Annotated in this window: 15 protein-coding genes; 11 read left to right on the top strand and 4 right to left on the bottom strand. The window is 63.2% G+C overall.

The annotated features are described in order from the left end of the window. Positions 1-834: 834 nt before the first annotated feature. Positions 835-2,112: an ABC transporter substrate-binding protein gene (locus tag C5J24_RS22010; protein ID WP_105401568.1), complete on the bottom strand. Its 1,278-nt coding sequence runs from the start codon at positions 2,110-2,112 to the stop codon at positions 835-837. A gap of 194 nt (positions 2,113-2,306) precedes the next feature. Here C5J24_RS22010 and C5J24_RS22005 point away from each other — a divergent pair, with 194 nt between their 5' ends. Genes C5J24_RS22005 through C5J24_RS21980 form a run of 6 tightly spaced genes read left to right on the top strand, consistent with a single transcriptional unit; the run spans position 2,307 to position 10,446 of the window. Beyond that, positions 2,307-4,826, top strand: a complete 2,520-nt coding sequence (locus C5J24_RS22005; RefSeq protein ID WP_105420954.1) for a hypothetical protein — start codon at positions 2,307-2,309, stop codon at positions 4,824-4,826. A gap of 15 nt (positions 4,827-4,841) precedes the next feature. Further along, positions 4,842-5,936, top strand: a complete 1,095-nt coding sequence (locus C5J24_RS22000; RefSeq protein WP_105420952.1) for a glycoside hydrolase family 105 protein — start codon at positions 4,842-4,844, stop codon at positions 5,934-5,936. Next, on the top strand, positions 5,933-7,297 hold the full coding sequence (locus C5J24_RS21995) for a glycoside hydrolase family 28 protein (protein ID WP_105420950.1): 1,365 nt from the start codon (positions 5,933-5,935) through the stop codon (positions 7,295-7,297). The genes C5J24_RS22000 and C5J24_RS21995 overlap by 4 nt, the downstream gene beginning before the upstream one ends. Further along, entirely contained in the window at positions 7,285-8,403 is a 1,119-nt protein-coding gene (locus C5J24_RS21990; protein ID WP_105420948.1) for an ABC transporter ATP-binding protein, read from the top strand. The genes C5J24_RS21995 and C5J24_RS21990 overlap by 13 nt, the downstream gene beginning before the upstream one ends. After that, positions 8,390-9,385, top strand: coding sequence for a carbohydrate ABC transporter permease (locus C5J24_RS21985; RefSeq protein ID WP_105420946.1), 996 nt, complete (start codon positions 8,390-8,392; stop codon positions 9,383-9,385). Before C5J24_RS21990 ends, C5J24_RS21985 begins: the two co-directional genes overlap by 14 nt. Before the next feature lie 2 nt (positions 9,386-9,387). Then, positions 9,388-10,446, top strand: a complete 1,059-nt coding sequence (locus C5J24_RS21980) for a carbohydrate ABC transporter permease (protein WP_105420944.1) — start codon at positions 9,388-9,390, stop codon at positions 10,444-10,446. A 3-nt stretch (positions 10,447-10,449) separates the two neighbouring features. Here C5J24_RS21980 and C5J24_RS21975 read toward each other — a convergent pair whose 3' ends face one another. Together C5J24_RS21975 and iolG are read right to left on the bottom strand one after the other, a co-directional pair. After that, complete coding sequence (locus tag C5J24_RS21975) at positions 10,450-11,496, bottom strand: LacI family DNA-binding transcriptional regulator (protein WP_105420943.1); 1,047 nt, start codon at positions 11,494-11,496, stop codon at positions 10,450-10,452. 285 nt (positions 11,497-11,781) lie between these two features. Continuing rightward, positions 11,782-12,777: an inositol 2-dehydrogenase gene (gene iolG / locus C5J24_RS21970; protein WP_105420941.1), complete on the bottom strand. Its 996-nt coding sequence runs from the start codon at positions 12,775-12,777 to the stop codon at positions 11,782-11,784. A 166-nt stretch (positions 12,778-12,943) separates the two neighbouring features. On the opposite strand from iolG, the gene C5J24_RS21965 reads away from it, so the two are divergent. The 5 genes from C5J24_RS21965 to iolB all read left to right on the top strand — a co-directional run bounded on the left by C5J24_RS21965 (position 12,944) and on the right by iolB (position 19,353). Next, positions 12,944-13,756 carry a MurR/RpiR family transcriptional regulator gene (locus C5J24_RS21965; protein ID WP_105420939.1) on the top strand — a complete coding sequence of 271 codons (813 nt, stop codon included), beginning with the start codon at positions 12,944-12,946 and terminating at the stop codon, positions 13,754-13,756. Between the two features lie 129 nt (positions 13,757-13,885). After that, on the top strand, positions 13,886-15,814 hold the full coding sequence (gene iolC / locus C5J24_RS21960; RefSeq protein WP_105420937.1) for a 5-dehydro-2-deoxygluconokinase: 1,929 nt from the start codon (positions 13,886-13,888) through the stop codon (positions 15,812-15,814). Then, positions 15,811-17,634 (top strand): 3D-(3,5/4)-trihydroxycyclohexane-1,2-dione acylhydrolase (decyclizing), encoded by a 1,824-nt coding sequence (iolD, locus tag C5J24_RS21955; RefSeq protein WP_105420935.1) that lies wholly within the window; start codon positions 15,811-15,813, stop codon positions 17,632-17,634. Before iolC ends, iolD begins: the two co-directional genes overlap by 4 nt. 1 nt (position 17,635) lies before the next feature. Then, positions 17,636-18,547: a myo-inosose-2 dehydratase gene (gene iolE / locus C5J24_RS21950; protein WP_105420933.1), complete on the top strand. Its 912-nt coding sequence runs from the start codon at positions 17,636-17,638 to the stop codon at positions 18,545-18,547. Further along, a complete protein-coding gene (iolB, locus tag C5J24_RS21945) occupies positions 18,544-19,353 on the top strand; it encodes a 5-deoxy-glucuronate isomerase (protein WP_105420931.1) in 810 nt (269 codons plus the stop codon). Before iolE ends, iolB begins: the two co-directional genes overlap by 4 nt. A gap of 9 nt (positions 19,354-19,362) precedes the next feature. Here the strand turns inward: iolB and C5J24_RS21940 are convergent, their stop codons facing one another. Then, the gene (locus C5J24_RS21940; RefSeq protein WP_105420929.1) at positions 19,363-20,886 is read right to left on the bottom strand and encodes a sulfatase; all 1,524 of its coding nucleotides are present in this window, start codon (positions 20,884-20,886) and stop codon (positions 19,363-19,365) included. Between the last annotated feature and the right edge of the window lie 80 nt (positions 20,887-20,966).

The following is a 20,966-nucleotide window of genomic DNA, read 5'->3' as shown; positions in this document are numbered from 1 at the left end:
TATATTCGAAGGAGAACGCGAATTCAGGGTCCATGAGCTCAGGGTGTCGCGTGTGGTACACCTCCGGGTATCGTAATTTCCGCAACGCAGGCAGGCATTTGACGGCGGCTATCTGGCGGAAAGTCCCACCGATTCCGCCGAAAGGCGGACAAACGCACATTCTGTTGTGAGACAACGATACCACCAGGTCTGACGGCGAGAACGGCTTGCGCCAGTCGAGATCATCGAGAGTCGATTTGCGTTCCCAGCGCTCCAGATCAATTTCGATATGGGCAAATGCTTCGCGGGCTGCCTGAAGCGGCCGCATCCATCATCACCCTCGTCAGACGGATCGCACGCCGCTCGTGAATTCTCGGGCGGACTCTAAGGCCTTCGATCTCAATGGCACGCAATGCGGCCTCGTCGCCAAGGCGGCGGGCCAGTGACGTCGCTTGCTCTACTGCTGAGGCAAGTTCGGCGAGCTCATCGGCGACCTCCTGCAGTTCATCGTTCGAAGGCGTTGCGATTTTGCGTAAGTCGTCTTCGCTCCCGACCCAGGGCACCAGCTGCTACATGGCCAATGCAGCTTCGCGTTTTGCTCGCGACGCAGCATCCGCAGCGTTCGAACGGCGCTGGTCGATATCGCGCGTGCCGCGTCAACAGCCGTTCGCAGGTCAGTACTGTCGTTCGTTTCCAACGAGTGAGCCCGCAGACGAATATGGACATTGATGCCCGGGCGGGCCTCTAGTCGTTCAGTCTGAAAGAGGCAGCCGAGCCCCCTGAGCCAGATGCGCTTTTTAGCCTAGGTCTTGGTATGGCATGCCGGGTTGCGTCGCCACCCGGCATGCCGGATCGTCACTTGACCGCCAGCGCCTCGTTGATCTTGCCGGCGTCAGCCTCGAGGTTCTTGTAGGTTTCCTCCAGGCTCAATTCGCCAACGATGAGCTGGCTCATGCGCTGGACGATCTGCTGGTAGATCGCCGTCCCGCCCTTCATGCGTTCGAAATCGCGCGCCGCCTGCGGAACGTTCTTCTTGTTGTCCAGAAAGACCGCCATGGATGCCTTGGCGTCGTCGCTGGAGATCTTGTATTGCGGGTTCTTGATGTCCGCTCCCGTCAGGATGACATAGGTCTCGGCGATTTCGCGCTGCACCTTCTCGGAGCCGAGAAACTCGATGAACTGCGCGACCGCTTCGGGATGTTCGGTGCGCTTGAAGCCGACGATCGCGGTCGCACCCGGCATCGCATAGCAACCCGCATCACCGCAGGGTGCGTTGATGGCCGTCCACTGGAAGGCGTTGCCGATCTTCTTCTGGAAGGGGTTCACCATCCAGTTGCCGGCGAGGTAGGTGACGACATTGCCGTTGACGAATTCATCGCCCATGTTCTTGTACTGCGAGCCGCCGGCTGCCCCCCACATTTCCTTGGGAAAGCTGCCGTTCTGGGTCCAGGAATAGAGGTCGGCGATATATTTGCGCGCACCTGCATCCGGGAAATTGAACTTGCCGTCCTTCACATAGACCGAGCCGTAGGAATAGGCGCCGCCTGAAAAACGGTGGCCCGACCGGTCCATGGTGAAGGGGATCTGCGCGCCCGTCGCCTTCGCGACGCGGGCGGAAGCTTCGACGATCTCCTTGAGCGTGGCCTTGGGGCCGGGCAGTGGCTCGCCGGCCTGCTCGAACAAGGTCTTGTTGACGAACGGCAGGTTCAGCGTCTGGGACGCGACGTAGCCGTTGATCGACTTCGGGTCGTTGATATTCGGCAGGCGGAGCTGGTTGAGGCTGTCCCCGTGGAGCTTGGCGAAGGCGTCCGGGTCCTTCATGTGGGACCGCATGTCGAGATAATAGGGCGCGAGCTGCCAATCGGTGATCTTGGCGAGATCCGGACCCTTGCCTGCCGCCAGCTGGACCGGCAGCTGCTTGACCACCGCGTCGTAGCCGGACGATACGAAATTGATCTTGACGTCGGGATGTGACGCCTCGAATTCCTTGCTCAAGGCGGCCATGCGCTCGACATAACCCTGGTCGTCGTCGGTGAACAGGAAAGTAATGGTCTTGGCGTCCGCCATGGCCGCGCCCGAAAGAGCGAAGGCCGAGAATACGAACGCACTTATCCCTGATAGAAGTCTCTGCATTTTTCATCCTCCCAATGAAAATATTTTCACAATTCGGAAGGTTTCCTCTCGGGTTTTCCTTCGAATTTCTCCTTTTTGAAGCTTGACAATCCAAACGTCAAGCTGTCTTGTCGCCCTAAATTCGAAACTGCTCACAAAGCTGACGTTCGAGTTTAAATTTATGAAAATATTTTCATGATCTGAGGGAGGCAGTCATGGAGCACTCACCTGCAGCCGCAGGCCGTTCCGGCGGTGCCAGCTATCATGTCGCCCCGGGCGAAACCTTCACCGCGTGGGTCGTCTCGGATTTGCGCCAGACGTATTTCCCAGGTGAACCGGCGCCGGCGGAAGATCGCGTCAATTACTGCTTCATCAACGGCTTCGTGGATGTCGGCGACTTGCCTTGCAGGAAGGCCTTCCAGGCACAGATGATCGGACGGGAAATCCGTGCCGAGCGCGACTGGAAGCCGGCCTCCCTGAACCTGCCGGGGCCGAACCGCCGCGTCGAGTTCACCGGCTTCTGGCACGTGCCCACCCATGTCGGCCGCTGGCTGCGCGGCAGTTTCCGCGCCGAGGCTGCCCGCCACGTCCCGATGCGGCTGAGAACCTGCGGCGGCGTGCGGATCTGGGTCAACGGCGAGGAACAGGTGCGGTTCGAGCCCTTCCGTCGCAATGTCGAGAGCGAAACGGGGATCGTCCTGGCGCTGAAGGCCGGCGACAACGACGTCCTTGTGCTGACCGAAGACCTGGCGGAGCGCGACACGATCTGGTTCTTCGAGCTGGAACTGGCCGATACCCAACCGCTGGACATCGCCCTGCCGACCGCACTGGACCGGCAGGAGGTTCGGCGGCTCGAGCTCCTCGCGCGTGCCATCCGGCCCGCCGTCGACGTTTTCGTCGATCGCCCGCTGGAAATCCTCTTCGACACCCCGCCGGGCGCCGATCTGCCCGTCGGCATCGAGGTCTACAGCCATGGTCATGACCGGGCCGTGCTGGCGACGGCGGACCTGATGCTGAGTGCCGGCGAGACACGGCTTGTCGCTCCCGCAATCAAAGGCCTGCCGGACGGATATCATGGCATCAGGCTGAAGATCGGTTCGAGCGCTGCGGCCGTCGCCCGCCATATCGACGCCGCCTTCATGAGCGGCCTCGTTCTGCCGCAAGCCGCCGCCACCCTTGCTGAGCGCAAGCGTGAGGCGCTGATCTTCAGCGCCCGTTTCGGCGCCGAGCGGATCGGCCGCGTGCTTGCCATGGCTGCAACCGGCGAGATCGACCGCGAGGCGACGGACAGGATCATCGCCGCCACGCTCGAGATCATCGACCGGCGGGAGGATTGCTCGGATTTCGTGATGGTGCCGCTCCTCTGGCTTCTCGGCGAATATGAGCATGTCCTGTCACGGGAGACGGCGGAGAGCATCCGCGCCTCCGTCGCCCGCTACCGCTACTGGGTGGACGAGCCCGGCAACGACGTCATGTGGTTCTGGAGCGAGAACCATGTCCTGTGCTTCCACACGAGCCAGCTGATCGCCGGCAGGTTGATGCCGGATACGGTGTTCTCCGCCTCCGGCAGGACGGGCCGCGAGCAGGCGCGGCTGGCGGAAGGCCGGCTTCGCCGCTGGTTCGACAGCGTCGAGGCGCACGGCCTCGCCGAATGGAATTCCGCAGCCTATTATCCGGTGGATTTCATCGGTCTGCTCGCCCTCGAACGCTGGGGCGGAGACGATATCGCCCCGCGCGCTCGCCATCAGCTGGATCTGATCTTCGCGATGATCGCGCTGCACACTCTGGCGGGCGTTCCCGGCGGCTCGCAGGGACGCGCCTACGACAAGGAGTTGCGGGCCGGGCCTCTGACGGAACTGGCGCCATTCGCCCGCGTGGCGTTCGGCAGCGGCTGGCTGAACGGCGGCGTCGCGTCCCTGCCGATGTTCTGCGCCGGTTCCTATGCGCCGCCGGCCGACCTGCCGGAGTTTGCCCAGTTGGCAGCCGGACGCTCGATAGAAGCGCGTTACGCGCAGGGGCTCGAAAGCGGCAGGCTCGTGCTCTTCAAGACGGAAGCCTCGCAGCTCTCGACCGTGGTCGATCACAAGACGGGCCGGCGGGGCCACCAGCAGCACGTGCTCGACATTCGGCTTGCCGGCCACCCGATGGCGAGGCTCTGGGTCAATCATCCCGGCGAAGACGATCCCTGGGGCACGCAGCGCCCGTCCTATTGGGCCGGCAACGGCGTTCTGCCGCGCGTCATGCAATATCGCGACGTCGCCCTGCTGATCGCCGACACCGAAGGAACGCGCCATGCCTGGACCCACGCCTATCTCGGTCGCGACGGCCTCGATGAGGTCGTTTTGGACGGAAACTGGCTCCTCACCCGCTCGGGCCGGGGCTTTGCGGCACTTTACGCCACGAACGGACTTGAACTCGTGACCGACGGAGCGACCGCCGGACGCGAGGTGCGCTCCGAGGGTGCCCTCACCGGTTGGGCGGCGGTGGTGGGCGCGGGCGACGAAGCCGCTTTCCGTCATTTCGTCGAACGTATCCGCGCCACCTCCGTCTTGTTCGACACCGACAGCAAGGCGCTGAGCCTTACGCCGCCGGATCGCGAAACACTGGCGCTCGCTTATGCCGGGGAATTCACCGTCGGCGGAGAGCCTCGACCCTTCATCCACGACCGACCCGTGCCGATCCTGACCTATGACAGCACGACCGCCGGCGACGGCGCCCATCCATTCTATGCATAAAGGACATTCCGACCGATGGATTCGATGACCCTCAACAAACCGGCCCTGCAGGAGACGATCGATCAGGTCGCGGTTGCGTTCAGCCGCCTCAAGGGCATCAAGGAAGGCCTTGCCGGTGTCGATGCGGACGGCGGTATCCAGTTCGACGAATGGGACTGGGAAGTCGGCGTCGGCCTCTACGGCTTCCTGCGCCGCGCGCTTGCCGCCGGTGACCGGAAGGCTATCGACGACCTCGTCGCCTGGTACGGCCGGCAAATCGGCCGGGGCCTGCCGCCGCGGCAGATCAACAGCACGGCACCGATGCTGCCGCTCGCCATCCTTATCGAACATGTCGACCGGCCGGATTTCCGCGCGCTTGTCGAGGACTGGGCGGACTGGCTCGTCCACCGGCTTCCGAAGACCGAGGACGGCGGTTTTCAGCACGTCGTCAAGGAACGGCTGAACGACGGCGAGCTCTGGGACGATACGCTGTTCATGGCCGCACTGTTTCTGGCACGCGCGGGCGTCGCCTGCGGGCGCCGCGACTGGATCGACGAGGCCGTCTACCAGTTCATGGTGCATGCCCGCTATCTGTCCGATCCGGTCACCGGCCTCTGGTATCACGGCTGGACCTTCAACGGCCGGCACAATTTCGCCAAGGCCTTCTGGGCGCGCGGCAACGCCTGGATCACGGTCGCCATTCCCGAACTGTTCGAGCTCGTTCCCGATCTCGAGGAAAAGGACAAGCGTTTCCTGTCGAACGTGCTTGCGAGCCAGGTCCGCTCGCTGAAGCGACTGCAGCGCTCCGACGGCATGTTCCATACGCTGCTCGACGACCCGACGTCTCCCCTTGAAACATCGGCGACGGCCGGGATCGCCTATGGCATCCTGCGCGGCATCGACGCGGGCATCCTGAATGCGTCCAACCGGGTGCATGCGGAGCGCGCGCTGGCGGCCGTGCTCTCCCAGGTCGATGACGAGGGCGTCGTCCAGGGCGTTTCGGATGGCACCCCGATGGGACACGATCTGGATTTCTATCGTCGTATCCCCAACCTGCCGACCCCTTACGGGCAGGCGCTGACGATGCTGCTTTTGACGGAAGTCCTGCTCGAGGGCGGGGAGGGCGCATGAACAGGTTCCCGTCCCTTCTCGTCGAGCCCGTGCAGGAGGACGAGACGGCGCGCATTCAGGCGGCGATCGACCAGGTGGCCGCGCGCGGCGGCGGCTGCGTCGAACTTGCCGAAGGCATCCACAATACGCGCGGCCTGCGGCTGCAATCCGGCGTCGAGCTTCATCTGGCGATGGGCGCGATCCTGCGCCCGGCCGCCGACTACGGGGCTTACGAGCAGACATCGGTTTCGGTTGTCGCCGAGAAGTCGAACCGTGCCATGATCGTCGCAGCAGACGCGACGGACATAGCCTTGACCGGCCCGGGACGGATTGAGGCAGGCGGCGAACATTTCATCGCCGGCAATGACGAGGCGATGGGCACCTTTGTCCCGGCGGAATTCCGCCCGCGGGTGGTGGTCTTCGAATCCTGCCGCGGCGTGCGGATCGAGCAATTGGAAATTGTCGATTCGCCGATGTGGACGCTGCACCTGGTCAATTGCGACGACGTCTATGTTGGCGGCGTGAAGGTATCGAACAACCGGCGCATGCCGAATACCGACGGCCTCGTTCTCGACGCCTGCCGGCACGCGGTGGTGGAGGACTGCGTCATATCGACGGCCGACGACGGCATCTGCCTGAAGACCAGCGCCGGGGCGGACGGCCAGGCGATCGGAGAATGCGAAAACGTGCTCGTGCGCCGCTGCCTGGTCGAAAGCAACAGCTGCGCGCTCAAGATCGGCACGGAATCCTACGGCGATTTCACGCACGTCGTCTTCGAGGACTGCCGCGTCCACGATTCAAACCGGGGACTGGGGCTGTTTTCGCGCGACGGCGGGCACATGACCGACATCCGCTTTTCCCGGATAGAGGTCGATTGCAACGAGACGCTCGACGGCTTCTGGGGATCGGGCGAAGCGCTGACGGTGACGGTGGTGGATCGCATCCCCACCCGCCGCGCCGGTGCGGTTCGAAACCTCGTCGTCGAGGACCTCCACGGCCAGATGGATGGAGCGATCGCGCTCGTTTCGACTTCCGCCGCAGGAATCGAGGGCGTCAGGCTTTCGCGGCTGCGACTGCGGCAGCGAAAAGGTCCGCTCGGCACCGGACTTCGCTACGATCTGAGGCCCACCAACGCGGATATCGCACCGAGCGCGGACGCTGCCGGCCGGGCGAATGCATGGACGAAGGGCGCGGATGGGCGGGTGGTCGGCCTTGTCGACTACCCGGGTGGCATGCCGGCGCTTTTTACCGCCGGCATAGAGGAGATTACGATCGAGGAGACGCATTTCGAGAGGCCGCAACCGATACCGGAAGGCTGGAACGTCGAAAGCGTCATCCATAAAGTGACTGAACCTGACGGGAGCAGGGAATGGGAAATCTGAAACTTACGAATGTCACCAAGGCGTTCGGCGCGCTGACCGTCCTGCACGGCATCGACCTGACGATCGACAACGGCAAGTTCGTCGTTTTCGTCGGTCCGTCCGGCTGCGGCAAGTCGACCCTCCTGAGGATCATCGCGGGGCTGGAGGACATCAGCGCCGGCGGCATCGAGATCGGCGGGCGCGACGTGGTCCAGCTTTCGCCGGCGGAACGGAAGATCGCCATGGTCTTCCAGTCCTATGCGCTCTATCCCCATATGAGCGTGCGCAAGAACCTCGCGTTCGGGCTCGAGAACCTGAAATTCAAGCGCAGCGAGATCGAGACCCGAATCGGGGAGGCGGCGCGCATGCTGGCGATCGAACCCTATCTGGATCGCAAGCCAAGGCAGCTTTCCGGCGGCCAGCGCCAGCGTGTCGCGATCGGACGGGCCATCGTGCGCAACCCCGATATCTTCCTCTTCGACGAGCCGCTCTCGAACCTCGACGCGGCGCTGCGCGTGCAGACGAGGGCGGAAATCACCCGGCTGCATCGCCAGCTGAGAACGACGATGATCTACGTCACCCACGACCAGGTGGAGGCGATGACCATGGCCGACGAGATCGTCGTGCTCAATGCCGGCCGGATCGAGCAGGTCGGAACGCCGCTCGAACTCTTCGATAATCCGAGGAACCTCTTCGTGGCGGGCTTCCTGGGTTCGCCGAGGATGAACATGCTGAAGGGCCAGGTGACGGCGGTCGGCGAAGCCGGGGTGACGATCGATGTCGGCTACGGTGCGCCGCTCACTGCGTCGATCGATCCCGCCGCGGCGAAAGTAGGGCAGGCCGTGCTTGTCGGCATCCGGCCCGCACATTTTTCCGTCGGCGACGAAGGACTGCCGTTCGTCGTCCAGTATCACGAGAGCCTTGGGACCGAGACCTATGTCTACGGGACGCTCGAGGGGCGGGACGAGCAGATCATCGTCCACCAGACCGGCCATTTCGCGCCGCGGCCCGGCGACCTTCTGCGGATCATGCCGCTATCCGGCCGGGTGCACGTCTTCGATCCCGATAGCGGCCTGGCTCTGCCGAGATCGGTCAGCCAACGGAGTGATGTCCATGAGCACGCCTAAGGCGACCGATCTCGGCGGCCGTGCCCTCGACTTCGTCATGGGCGTCGTCGAGGCGCCCATCAACGGGTTCGAACGGCTGATGGGCAGGAAGCGCATGCCCTATCTGTTCCTCGCGCCGAACCTCATCCTTTTCGGCATCTTCACCTTCCTGCCGATCGCCATCGCGGTTGGTTACGCCTTTACCGGCGGCACCGGCCTTTTCGTGTCGGAGCGGCCTTTCGTCGGCTTCGACAATTTCCGCCAGCTCCTGCAGTGCGAGGACTACCTTCGTCCGGGGAGCTGCCGCGAATCGCTGTTCTGGACGGCGGTCTGGAACACGCTCTGGTTCGTCGGCTTCAACGTCGCCGCGACGCTGCTCGTGGCATTGGTGACGGCTCTCATCCTCAACCGGGCGATGGCCGCTCGCGGTTTCTTCCGGGCCATGTTCTTTTATCCCGTCCTGCTGTCGCCGGTCGTCATCGGCCTGATCTGGAAGTGGTTCCTGGACCGCAACGGCCTGCTCAACGCCTTCCTGCAGATGCTCGGCGTTCCGCCGGAAATCTTCCTGCTGGATGTCGGCTGGTCGCGTTTCTTCGTGGTGGTCGTTTCGGTCTGGTTCCACATGGGCTTTTATACGCTGATCCTTCTCGCGGGCCTGCAGGCCATTCCGAAGGATCTCTACGAGGCTGCCGCGATCGACGCGGCCTCGCCCCGGCGCACGCTTTTCCGGATCACGCTTCCGCTTCTCGGGCCGAACCTGCTCGTCGTGCTGATCCTCTTGATGATCCGCTCGGTCCAGATCTTCGACGAAGCCTGGGTGCTGACCAATGGCGGCGGCCCTGGCACCGCAAACAGCTTCATCGTGCAGTACATCTACCAGATGGCTTTCGGCAGCGACCTGCGCCTTTTCGGCCTTGCCTCGGCCGCCTCGGTGCTGATGGGTCTCGTGCTGCTGGCCCTGACGCTCATACAGCTGCGGCTTGGCCGCAAGATGGAGTCCTGACCATGTCGCAAGGCCTCTCACCCATCGCCTTCCTGACACGCACCCGCCGGCCGGGCCGGATCGGGCTCACCGACATTCTCTCCTGGGCCTGGCTGGTCCTGGGCACGCTTGCCGTGCTCATTCCTGTGGTCTGGGCGGGGCTTTCCTCGTTCAAGCCGGCCGCCGAGATCACCCGCTTTCCGCCGACGCTGCTGCCGCGTGCGGCGGTCCAGCAGACCGTACCGGGCTTCGACGCCCCGCTCAGCCTCTGGACCGTCGACGTCGATGGCCAGCCGCGCGAGATGGCGATGGTCCGGCGCATCGGACTGAAAGCCCAGATGGTCGATCCGAACAATCCCGGACCGCCGGTCAGCGTCGACGTCAAAAGCATGTCGCCAGTCCAACGGCTCACCATCGCGACCGAGAACTATACCGATCCGCTCACCAGGTTCGACTTCCTCACCTTTCTGAAGAATTCGGTCTTCGTCACCTTCGTCGCGACGCTGCTGACGCTCGTCGTCAACGCGCTTGCGGCTTTCGCGCTGTCGAAATACCGGTTCCGGGGCGAGAAGGCGATCTTCGTGCTGATCATCTCGACGCTGATGATCCCTCTCACGGTGGTCATGGTCCCGGCCTATCTGGTCGTCGTCGGCGTCGGCCTGGTGGACAGTCTCTGGGGCATCATCATCCCGACGATCGCCTCGCCGACCGGCGTCTTCCTGCTGCGCCAATACATGCTCACCATTCCCGACGAACTCATCGAGGCGGCCCGTGTCGACGCGGCAAGCGAGTTCCGGATCTTCTGGCGCATCGTCCTGCCGCTGACGGCGCCGGCGCTCGCGGTGCTGGCGATCTTTTCCGTCCTTTGGCGGTGGAACGACTTCCTCTGGCCGCTGATCGTCTTGAGCAGCCGCGAAAATTTCACCCTGCAGGTCGGGCTCAACGCCTTCCAGGGGGAGTTCTCCGTGCAGTGGAACTACATCCTCGCCATGACCTTCCTGAGCCTGGCGCCGGTGACCGTCGTCTTCCTGTTCCTGCAGAAATACATCACCACCGGCATTGCCGGCACCGGAATGAAGTGAGCTTCACCTGCGGGGCGGCGCCGGCGCGACGCTGCCCCGCAGCACCAGCTTGCAGCCGAGCTCCAGCCGGTAGGCCGGCCGCAGCGGGTCGTTGGCGACGAGCCGCTGTTCCAGAAGGCTGATTGCGGCCGCCCCCAGCCGGTCGGTCGGCAACTGGACCGTCGAGAGCGGCGGCGTGCTGAATTCCCCGGGCACGATATCGTCGAAGCCGAGCACGGACATTTCTTCCGGCACACGGATGCCGAATGCCGCCAGCGCCCTCAGGCAGCCGAGCGCCAGGTTGTCGGCGGCGCAGAAGATTGCCGTCGCGCCGCGCAGGTTGCCATTTTCGGAAAGCAAATGGCGGATCGCCTGCTCGCCCTGATGGGGCTCGTATCCTTCCGCCTCGACGATCATCTCCGGCGATACGGCAAGGCCGGCCGCAAGATGGGCATCGGCGTAGCCGTCATAGCGGCGGCGGATGGTGGTCCTGCCCTTCCAGGTCAGATGCAGGATGCGGCGATGGCCGAGCGAAAGCAGGTGCTCGGTTCCCTGGCGGGCGCCGAAACGGTTTTCACCTGTGACCGTATCGACCAGCATCGAAGGGTCCTCGCCGTTCAGGATGACGAGCGGTGCCCGCCCCGCGGCAAGGGCGCGGATCAGTTCCGGCCGGTCGTCGTTGAGGATGACGATGCCGTCGACGTTTTCGGCCTGCGCCATGCGGCGCACCTCGTTCGCGTCGATCCGGCTGCCGGCGCTGACGAAAGGCACGATCCGGATGCTGAGCCGCTCGCATTCCTGGCGCAGGCTGTTGAGCATCGTCCAGCTGACGAGATTGACGTCGCTGTGAGGCGCCGCATCGCTGGTGATCGCCAGGAGGATGGTGCGAAGCGTGGCGATCGTCGCCCGGCTCCTGCGCCTTTCCAGATATCCCAGCCTTTGTGCGGAATTGAGCACCCGCTCCCGAACCTCTATGGAGATCGGCGCGGTTCCGTTGAGGACATGGGACGCGGTACTGAGCGAAACACCGGCGTCCAGAGCCACATCTTTCAAGCCGAGCTTGGCTTTCAACGGAATTTCTTTCGATTTAAGCTGGGTTTTTGAAGCGCCGATGCGAGCAAACAATGTCTCGCATTGTTCGTGCAGGCCGTTTGGATATCTCCGCGCACGACCCGTTGCCGGAGCGGTGCTTCATCCCCCGATGCGATGAACTTCGTCCATCATGCATGCTCACGGGGCTTCAAAGCAAGACAATCTTGACGCGGCCTTTCGTCAAAAAGCCGCGCCGCCGTTATTGTGGAAGCGCTCCCATCTTCCCACCCCATGCATCCGTGTCCGCCATCAGATGCCTTGGATTTATTCGTCGATGACGATCGACTTGCCTTCCTTGACGGCTCGCCCGGCTGCGTCGGCCAGCATCAGCGCGATCACACCGTCTTCGGCGGAAGGCGAGGGGGCCGAGCCGCTTTCGAGGCTGTCGATGAAGGCGGAAATTTCCGCCGCGTAAGCCTCGGTATAACGGGTCATGAAGAAGTCGTGCAGCGGCGGGCGGGTGTAGCCGTCCTTGTTGGCGATCTCGATCGAGACCGGCCGCTGGTTTTCGGCGGCGACGGAGCCGAGCGATCCATGCACCTCGATGCGCTGATCATAACCGTAGCTCGCCCGGCGGGAGTTGGAGATGATGGCCTGCCTGCCGCTCTTCGTCGTCAGGATGAGGCTTGCGCTATCATAGTCGCCAAGCTCGCCGATTTTCGGATCGACCAGCACGGCGCCGGACGCCATGACGCTGTGGATTTCCTCGCCGAGCAGGAAACGCGCCATGTCGAAGTCGTGGATCGTCATATCGCGGAAAATGCCGCCGGAAACCTTGATGTATTCGGCTGGCGGCGGGCCGGGATCGCGGCTGGTAATGGTCACCATTTCCACCTTGCCGATCCTGCCGTCGTCGATCGCCTGTCGCACCGCGCGGAAATGCGGATCGAAGCGGCGGTTGAAACCGAGCATCACCTTGGCGCCGGTCCTGCGGACCGTCTCGACGCAGGCTTTGGCGCGGTCCACGTCGAGGTCGATCGGCTTTTCACAGAAGATCGCCTTGCCGGCCTTGGCGAAGCGTTCGATCAGGTCCGCATGGGTATTGGTCGGCGTGCAGATGATGACGGCATCGATATCGCGATCGGCCTCGACCGCGTCGATCGTGCTGACCTTGCAGCCGGTGCTGTCGGCAATTACTTGCGCCGCGTCGGTCATGGCATCCACCACGGCGACGAGCTTGGCCCGCTTGTCCTCCGCGATGGCACGCGCATGTACCTTGCCGATCCGGCCTGCGCCGAGAAGCGCCAGTTTCGTGACCATGATGTCCTCCCGTGACATTGTCCGCTGTTTCAGCCAGACCCGCCTGCGCGGGCGACGCAGCCGTTTTCCCTGCTGCGTTTCAGACTGTCCAAATCGAAATTTGGAATATATGTTCTATTTTGCTAGTTTGTGATTTCATCCATGTCAAGGAGAACGGAAGGACCGAATGGAGGACAGGGCGCCCGCCAGCATCAAGCAATTCGAAGAACGGCTGATCGACGTTTCGGAGAGCCTGCCGAAACGGCTGCGGCAATGCGCCGAGTATGTCGCGGCCAACAAGGACCGGATCGCGGTGTCTACGGTGGCCGAGATGGCGGAAGGGGCCGGCGTGCAGCCTTCGGCCTTCATGCGTTTCTGCCGGATCCTCGGCTTTTCCGGATTCTCCGAGATGCAGCGGCTGTTTCGCGAGTCCTATGCCGGCGGCTGGCCGGACTATTCGACACGGTTGAAAAATCTGCGGGAAAAGGCCGAGGGCAGCGCTTCCGCCCTGCTGGGCGAGTTCGTCGATGCGGGCCGCGCGTCGCTCGAAAACCTCCTGAAGACGATTGACGCGAAGACCCTGGACGACGCCGTCGAGGTGCTGGCGAAGGCCCAGATGATCCACATTATCGGCCTCAGGCGCTCCTTTCCGGTCGCAAGCTACATCTCCTATGCGTTCGAGAAGATGAACGTTCCGGCCATGCTGCATTCCGGCGTCGGCGGGCTCGACAATCACAATGCCATCCGGACCGGCGACGTGCTGCTGGCAGTCACCTTTTCTCCCTATTCGGCAGAGACGGTCGATATGGTCGAGGCAGTGAGCGCGCGGGGCATCCCGGTCGTGGCCCTGACCGATACGATCGTCAGCCCCTTGCGGAAGTTCGAAGCGATCACACTTTCCGTCTCGGAGGTTGATTTCGGCGCGTTCCGCTCGCTGTCGGCGACGCTCTGTCTGGCCATCGTGCTGTCGGTGGCGGTGGGCACGAAACGATCCGAGTGAATGTTTATGTTGAAAAATAGAAAAATGGAATTTATAGTCCATTTCTGATTGAAGGCGGCCGGGGAGGATCGGCCGGTTTCGGGCGGTCTAGACGGGGCATAAAGCCCAGCTGCCGCAAGGGAGGAAATCTTGGCGTCACTGGATCTCATCACGATCGGCCGTTCGTCCGTTGATCTTTACGGCGTGCAGGTCGGCGGGCGTCTGGAGGATATGGCCTCCTTCAACAAATATATCGGCGGCTCGCCGACGAACATCGCCGCCGGTGCGGCAAGGCTCGGGCTGAAATCGGCGCTGATCACCCGCGTCGGCGCCGAGCATATGGGCAGGTTCATTCGCGAGCAGCTGATCCGCGAGAAAGTCGACGTGCGCGGCGTCAAGACCGATCCGGAGCGCCTGACGGCGCTCGTTTTGCTGGGCATCCGCGACCAGCACCAGTTTCCGTTGATCTTCTATCGCGAGAACTGCGCCGACATGGCGCTTTGCGAAGACGATATCGATCCCCGCTTTATTGCGGAAGCGGGCTGCGTCTGCGCCACGGGCACCCATCTTTCCCACCCGAACACCGAGGCTGCCGTCCTGAAGGCGCTGCGGCTCGCCCGCGAGAATGGCGCGCGCACAGCCCTCGACATCGACTATCGCCCGAACCTGTGGGGCCTTGCGGGCCATGAGGCAGGCGAAAGCCGCTTTATCGAGTCCGGAAAGGTGACCGCCAAGCTGCAGTCGAGCCTGCATCTGTTCGACCTGCTGGTCGGGACGGAAGAGGAATTTCATATCGCTGGCGGTTCGACCGACACGCTCGAGGCGCTGAGAGCGGTTCGCGCCGTTTCCAAGGCGACGCTGGTCTGCAAGCGCGGCCCGATGGGCGCCGTCGTCTTCGAAGGCGATATTCCCGACAGTCTCGACAAGGGCCAGACTGGGCAGGGGTTTCCGATCGAGGTCTTCAACGTGCTCGGCGCCGGCGACGGCTTCATGGCAGGCCTGCTGAAGGGCTGGCTCACCGGCGAGGACTGGCCGACTGCGCTGAAATACGCCAACGCCTGCGGCGCCTTCGCCGTCTCGCGGCACGGCTGCACGCCGGCCTATCCGAGCTGGGAAGAGCTGCAGTATTTCTTCCGCACCGGCATCCGGGACAAGGCGCTGCGCAAGGACGGTGCGCTGGAGCAGGTGCACTGGTCAACCAACCGGACCGGCGAGTGGCCGCAATTGCGGGTCTTCGCCTTCGATCACCGCATGCAGCTCGAAGTGATTGCCGATGAGGCGGGCCAGAGTTCGGAACGGATCGACGATTTCAAGGCGCTTTGCCTGAAGGCCGCGCTCGACGTCTCGGACGGCAGGCATGGCTACGGTATTCTCTGCGACGGGCGGCTCGGCCGCGAGACGCTTTACAAGGCAACCGGCACGGGGTTGTGGATCGGCCGGCCGGTGGAATGGCCGGGCTCGCGCCCGCTGACCCTGGAGCCTGAGCTTGGTCCCGATTTCGGCGGCATCACGGAATGGCCGGTCGAAAACGTCGCCAAGGTTCTGTGCTTCTATCATCCCGATGATCCGCTCGAGATGCGGGAAAAACAGGAGGAGGTGATCCAGCGCCTGTTTGCCGCCACCCGCCGCAACCGGCTGGAAATGCTGCTGGAGGTGATCCCCTCCAAGGTCGGACCGGTCAACGATCGAACCGTTGCCGATATCATCGAGCGTTTCTATGAGATCGGCGTCTATCCCGATTGGTGGAAGCTCGAACCGATGAAGAGCGAGGCGGCCTGGGCCAATGCCTGCGCCGCGATCAAGAAGCACGATCCCTATGTGCGCGGTATCGTCGTGCTCGGGCTCGATGCGCCGATGGCGGAGCTGGAGGAAAGCTTTGCCACCGCGGCACGCTTCGACCTTGTGAAGGGTTTTGCCGTCGGCCGGACGATTTTTGGCGATGCGGCGCGGCGCTGGTTTGCGGGCACGATCGATGATGACGAGGCGGTGGCCGACATGGTGCGAAAATACCGCGAACTCTGCACGGCCTGGGACACGGCACGCGCAAGAGCCGGCAGCGGAGGAGGAAACGGCCAATGACAACAGTGAGACTGACCGCTGCGCAGGCGATGGTGCGCTATCTCGCAAACCAGATGACGGAGGAGGGCGTGCCCTTCATCGCCGGTGTGTGGGCGATCTTCGGGCATGGCAATGTCGCCGGCATGGGCGAGGCGCTGGCTGGTATCCGGTCGGACCTGCCGACCTATCGCGGCCAGAACGAGCAGTCGATGGCCCATGCGGCGATCGCCTATTCCAAACAGTTGCGCCGCAGCCGAGCGATGGCGGTGACCTCCTCGATCGGACCGGGCGCGCTCAACATGGTGACGGCGGCGGCACTGGCGCATGTGAACCGCCTGCCGGTGCTTTTCATTCCGGGCGATGTCTTCGCCAATCGCGGCCCGGATCCGGTCCTGCAGCAGATCGAGGATTTCGGCAACGGTCTTGCAAGCGTCAACGACTGCTTCCGGCCGGTCAGCCGTTATTTCGATCGCATCAGCCGGCCGGAACATCTTCTGACCGCGCTGCCGCGCGCCATGCGGACCCTCACTGATCCGGCCGATTGCGGACCGGTGACATTGGCCTTCTGCCAGGACACACAGGCCGAGGCCTATGATTATCCGGAGAGCTTCTTCGAGCCGAAGACCTGGCATTGGCGCCGGCCGCGGCCGGATGAGAACGAGCTCGGGCGTGCTATCGAGGCGATCAGGGCCGCAGAGAACCCGGTCATCGTCGCCGGCGGCGGCGTGCATTTTTCCGACGCGACCGGGACGCTCGCGGCGTTTGCGAGCCGGCACAATATCCCGGTCGTCGAGACGCAGGCCGGCAAGTCGGCATTGCCCTGGGACCATGCATCGAATTTCGGCCCGGTCGGCGTGACCGGCGCTTCGAGCGCCAATGCCGTTTGCGAAAGTGCCGATCTGGTGATTGGCGTCGGCACCCGGTTCCAGGATTTCACCACCGGCTCCTGGGCGCTCTTCAAGAATCCCGCGCGCCGTATCCTGTCGCTCAATGTCCAGCCCTATGACAGCGCCAAGCACGAAGCGATCCCGCTCGTCTCGGACGCGAAGGTCGGGCTGGAACTGGTGAGTGCAGCACTCGGCGATCACCGTTTCCGGGGAGTGGATGCCGGCCTCAAGGAGGACTGGTTCGCCAATGCGGATGCGGTCACCGCCGCCCCCAAGGACGGCAATCTGCTGCCGACCGACATGCAGGTGATCGGCGCGGTGCAACGCGCCTCGCGCGACAATACGGTCGTCATGTGCGCCGCCGGCACCATGCCGGGCGAGCTGCACCAGCTCTGGAAGGCAGGCAAGCCGCTCTCCTATCACATGGAATATGGCTTCTCCTGCATGGGCTATGAGATCGCCGGCGGGCTCGGCATCAAGATGGCGGAGCCGGATCGCGACGTGATCGTCATGGTCGGCGACGGCTCCTACATGATGATGAACTCGGAGCTTGCGACGGCCGTCGCCATGGGCGTCAAGATCACCGTCGTGATCACCGACAACCGCGGCTACGGCTGCATCAACCGGTTGCAGATGGCGACCGGCGGCGAGCAGTTCAACAATCTCTATGCGCACACCAACCAGGCGAACCCGATGCAGATCGATTTCGTAGCCCACGCCGCCGCGATGGGCGCCGATGCCCGCAAGGTCTCCTCGATCGCCGATCTGGAAGCGGCATTGAACGGCGCGCGGGAAGCCAAAGTCGCGACCGTGATCGTCATCGACACCGATCCCTATCCGACGCCCGAAGGCGGTGGGTACTGGTGGGACGTCGCGGTGCCGGAGGTCTCTGGCCGCGCTGAAGTCACGCAAGCTCGCGCCGCCTACGAAGCGGCACTCAAGGAAAGACGTTGACATGATCCTCTACGGTACCAATCCCATTGCCTGGTCGAACGATGACGACCGCTCGCTCGGCGCTCATATCAGCCTCGACCAGTGCCTGGACGAGACCGCGAGGATCGGTTTCGACGGCATCGAGAAGGGACACAAGTTCCCGCAGGAGCCGGCAGCATTGAAGGCCGTGCTGGAGCCGCGCGGGTTGCGCTACGTTTCCGGCTGGCATTCGCTGAACCTGCTCGTCAACTCGGTCGAGGACGAGAAACGAGCGATGCAGCCGGCGCTCGATCTCCTCAAGGCGATGGGCTCGAAGGTCATCATCGTCTGCGAGACCTCGAACGCCATCCACGGCGACGACGGCAAGGCCGTCAACGACCGTCCGAAACTTGCCGACAGCGGGTGGAAATCCTTCGGCGCCGGCGTCGAGGCGCTGGCGGAGTTTGCGGCAGGGCAGGGCATCAGCCTCGTCTATCACCACCACATGGGCACGATCGTCGAAAGCGAAGACGAGATCGACAGGTTGATGGCCCATACCGGCCCGCATGCGAAACTTCTGCTCGATACGGGCCATTGCCTGTTCGGTGGCGGTAATCCCGAGCGCGCTGCAAAAAACCACATGGCCCGCGTCGGGCATATCCACGCCAAGAACGTGCGGCCCGACATCGCCGCGCAGGTGCGTAACGAAGGCCTTTCCTTTCTCGAAGGCGTTCGCCGTGGCGTCTTCACCGTCCCGGGCGACAAGGAAGGCGGCGTCAGTTTCCCGCCGGTGCTGAAGATCGCCGCCGAGCACGGCTATGAGGGCTGGCTGGTGATCGAGGCCGAACAGGATCCGGACGTGCGCAATCCCTTCGAATACCAGAGCATGGGTCTTTCCTCGCTGAAGGCGATGGCGCAGGCAGCCGGCCTCGACAAGGGGAGGGGCAACGCATGACAGACCTGCTGCGCAAGCCGAAGGGCGCATCGGGCAAGGTGCATGACGTCACGCCGAAGGATGCCGGCTGGGGTTATGTCGGCTTTGGCCTCTACCGCCTGAAGCCGGGCGAAAGTGCTGCCGAAAAGACAGGCGAGACCGAAGTCATCCTCGTGCTGGTCGAGGGCAGGGCGGATATCTCCGGAGGCGGCAAGGCTTTCGGCGAACTCGGCGACCGGATGAACGTCTTCGAGCGCAAGCCGCCGCACTGCGTCTATGTGCCCGCCGGTTCCGACTGGAGCGCCAAAGCGACCACCGAATGCACGCTCGCTGTCTGCACCGCGCCAGCCAAGCCGGGACGCGAAGCGGCGGTGATCGGGCCGGAAGGCCTTTCCCTCAATACCCGCGGCAAAGACGCCAATACCCGCTACATCTTCCCGATCGCCATGGAAGAGCGGGATGTCGCCGACAGCCTTCTGGTTACCGAGGTGTTCACGCCGGCGGGCAATTGGTCCTCCTATCCGCCCCACCGGCATGACGAGGACAATTTCCCCGACATGACCTATCTGGAAGAGACCTATTACCACCGGCTGAACCCAGCACAGGGGTTCGGCTTCCAGCGGGTCTTCACCGAAGACGGCTCGCTTGACGAGACCATGGCCGTTTCGGACCACGATCTCGTGCTGGTGCCGAAGGGCCATCATCCCTGCGGTGCGCCTTATGGCTACGAGATGTATTATCTGAATGTCATGGCCGGCCCGATCCGCAAATGGCGGTTCAAGAACCACCCGGACCATGACTGGATCTTCAGAAGGGACAATCCCTAAGCCGGTTGGCTAAATCAGCTCCCGGGGATGCTCGGCGATGTCGCCGATCTCGGCCATCTGGGTGTCGAGCTTGTCGAGCATCTCGCGGAAAACTCCCGCATAGGCCGGATCGTCGGCGACGTTCCGCAACTCGTGCGGATCTTCCACGCAGTCGAATAATTCCCATTCCGGCGGGGCGCCGTTCGGTCTGGCGCCTGGCTGCCCCAGATCGTCATTGTACCAGTAGATGAGCTTGTAGCGGGCGTCGCGCACCCCGTAATGCGCCCAGGCGCCGTGGATGGCATCGTTGTGCATCCAATAGCGATGGTACACCAATTGCTGCCAGTCGGCCGGGGTCCGTCCCTCCAGCACCGGTCGCATCGACCGCCCCTGCATGAAGGAAGGCGTCCGCACCCCTGCATAGTCCAGGAAGGTGGGCGCAAAGTCGACGTTGCAGGCGAGGTCGCGACTGGTCGTGCCGGCCGGGATCGCCGCCGGGTAACGCGCCAAAAACGGCATCTGCAGACTTTCCTCATACATGAAACGCTTGTCGAACCAGCCGTGCTCACCAAGGAAGAAGCCCTGGTCGGAGGTGTAGATCACCAGCGTGTTCTCGCTCAGGCCTTTTTCATCGAGGTAGTCGAGCAGGCGGCCGACATTGTCGTCGATCGATTGAACCGTCCGGAGATAGCGCTTCATATAGCGCTGGTATTTGAATTCCGCGAAAGCCTGTGGATCGGCGAAGGTGTAGTTCCGGCCGGTCGAGGCACATACCACGGTGATGCTTTCGCCATTTTTAAGGTCCGGCACGCGGCGAATCTGGATCTGATCCAGCATCAGCTCGCCCGCGACAGTGGCCGACCCTTCCGGTTGCACCAGCCCGAGGTCCTCCCAGTTGAGGTCAGACCGGACGCGCATGCGGGCGGCGGCGGCCGCCGCCGCCCGGCCGGAATAATCGTCGTTGAACGTCGACGGCAGCGGAAGATCCTCCTCCGCCCAGAGATGATTGTGTTTGTGGTCGGGCACGAAATTACGGTGAGGCGCCTTGTGGTGGCACATCAGGAAGAAGGGCCGGCCGTCGCCTTGTTCGATGAAATCGATCGACTTGTCGGTGATGATATCGGTGACATAGCCCGAAATTCGCCGCCGTCCATCACGATCTATGAAGGCTGGGTCCCAATAATCGCCCTGCCCGGGAACGACGGCCCAGTCATCGAACCCCTTCGGCTCGTGGAGAGGACCTTCGCCGAGATGCCATTTGCCGAAGATGCCGGTGCGATAGTCCGCCGCTTTCAAAAGCTTGGCCACGTTGGGCAGACGATTGTTCATGTGCGTCACGAGCGTCGTGACGCCATTGACGTGGTTGTGCGTGCCGGTCAGGATCGCGGCCCTCGACGGCGTGCAGATCGAGTTCGTGACATAGGTCGCGTCATGTCTCACACCCTCCTTTGCGAGGCGGTCGATATTGGGGGTGTGGTTGAGACCAGCGCCATAGGCCGAGATTGCCCGCGCGGCATGGTCATCCGACATGATGAAAAGGATATTCGGTCGCAAGTCTTCCTCCCTCGCATGCGGCAGGAATACCTATGGTCGCAACCATCGAACCCGTCCGCCTCGGTCAAGGATACAGCGTC

The sequence above is a fragment of the Neorhizobium sp. T25_27 genome, assembly GCF_002968565.1.
Lineage (GTDB): Bacteria > Pseudomonadota > Alphaproteobacteria > Rhizobiales > Rhizobiaceae > Neorhizobium > Neorhizobium tomejilense.
The sequence above is the reverse complement of the archived record's forward strand: the minus strand, read 5'-3'. Positions and strand labels throughout refer to the sequence as shown.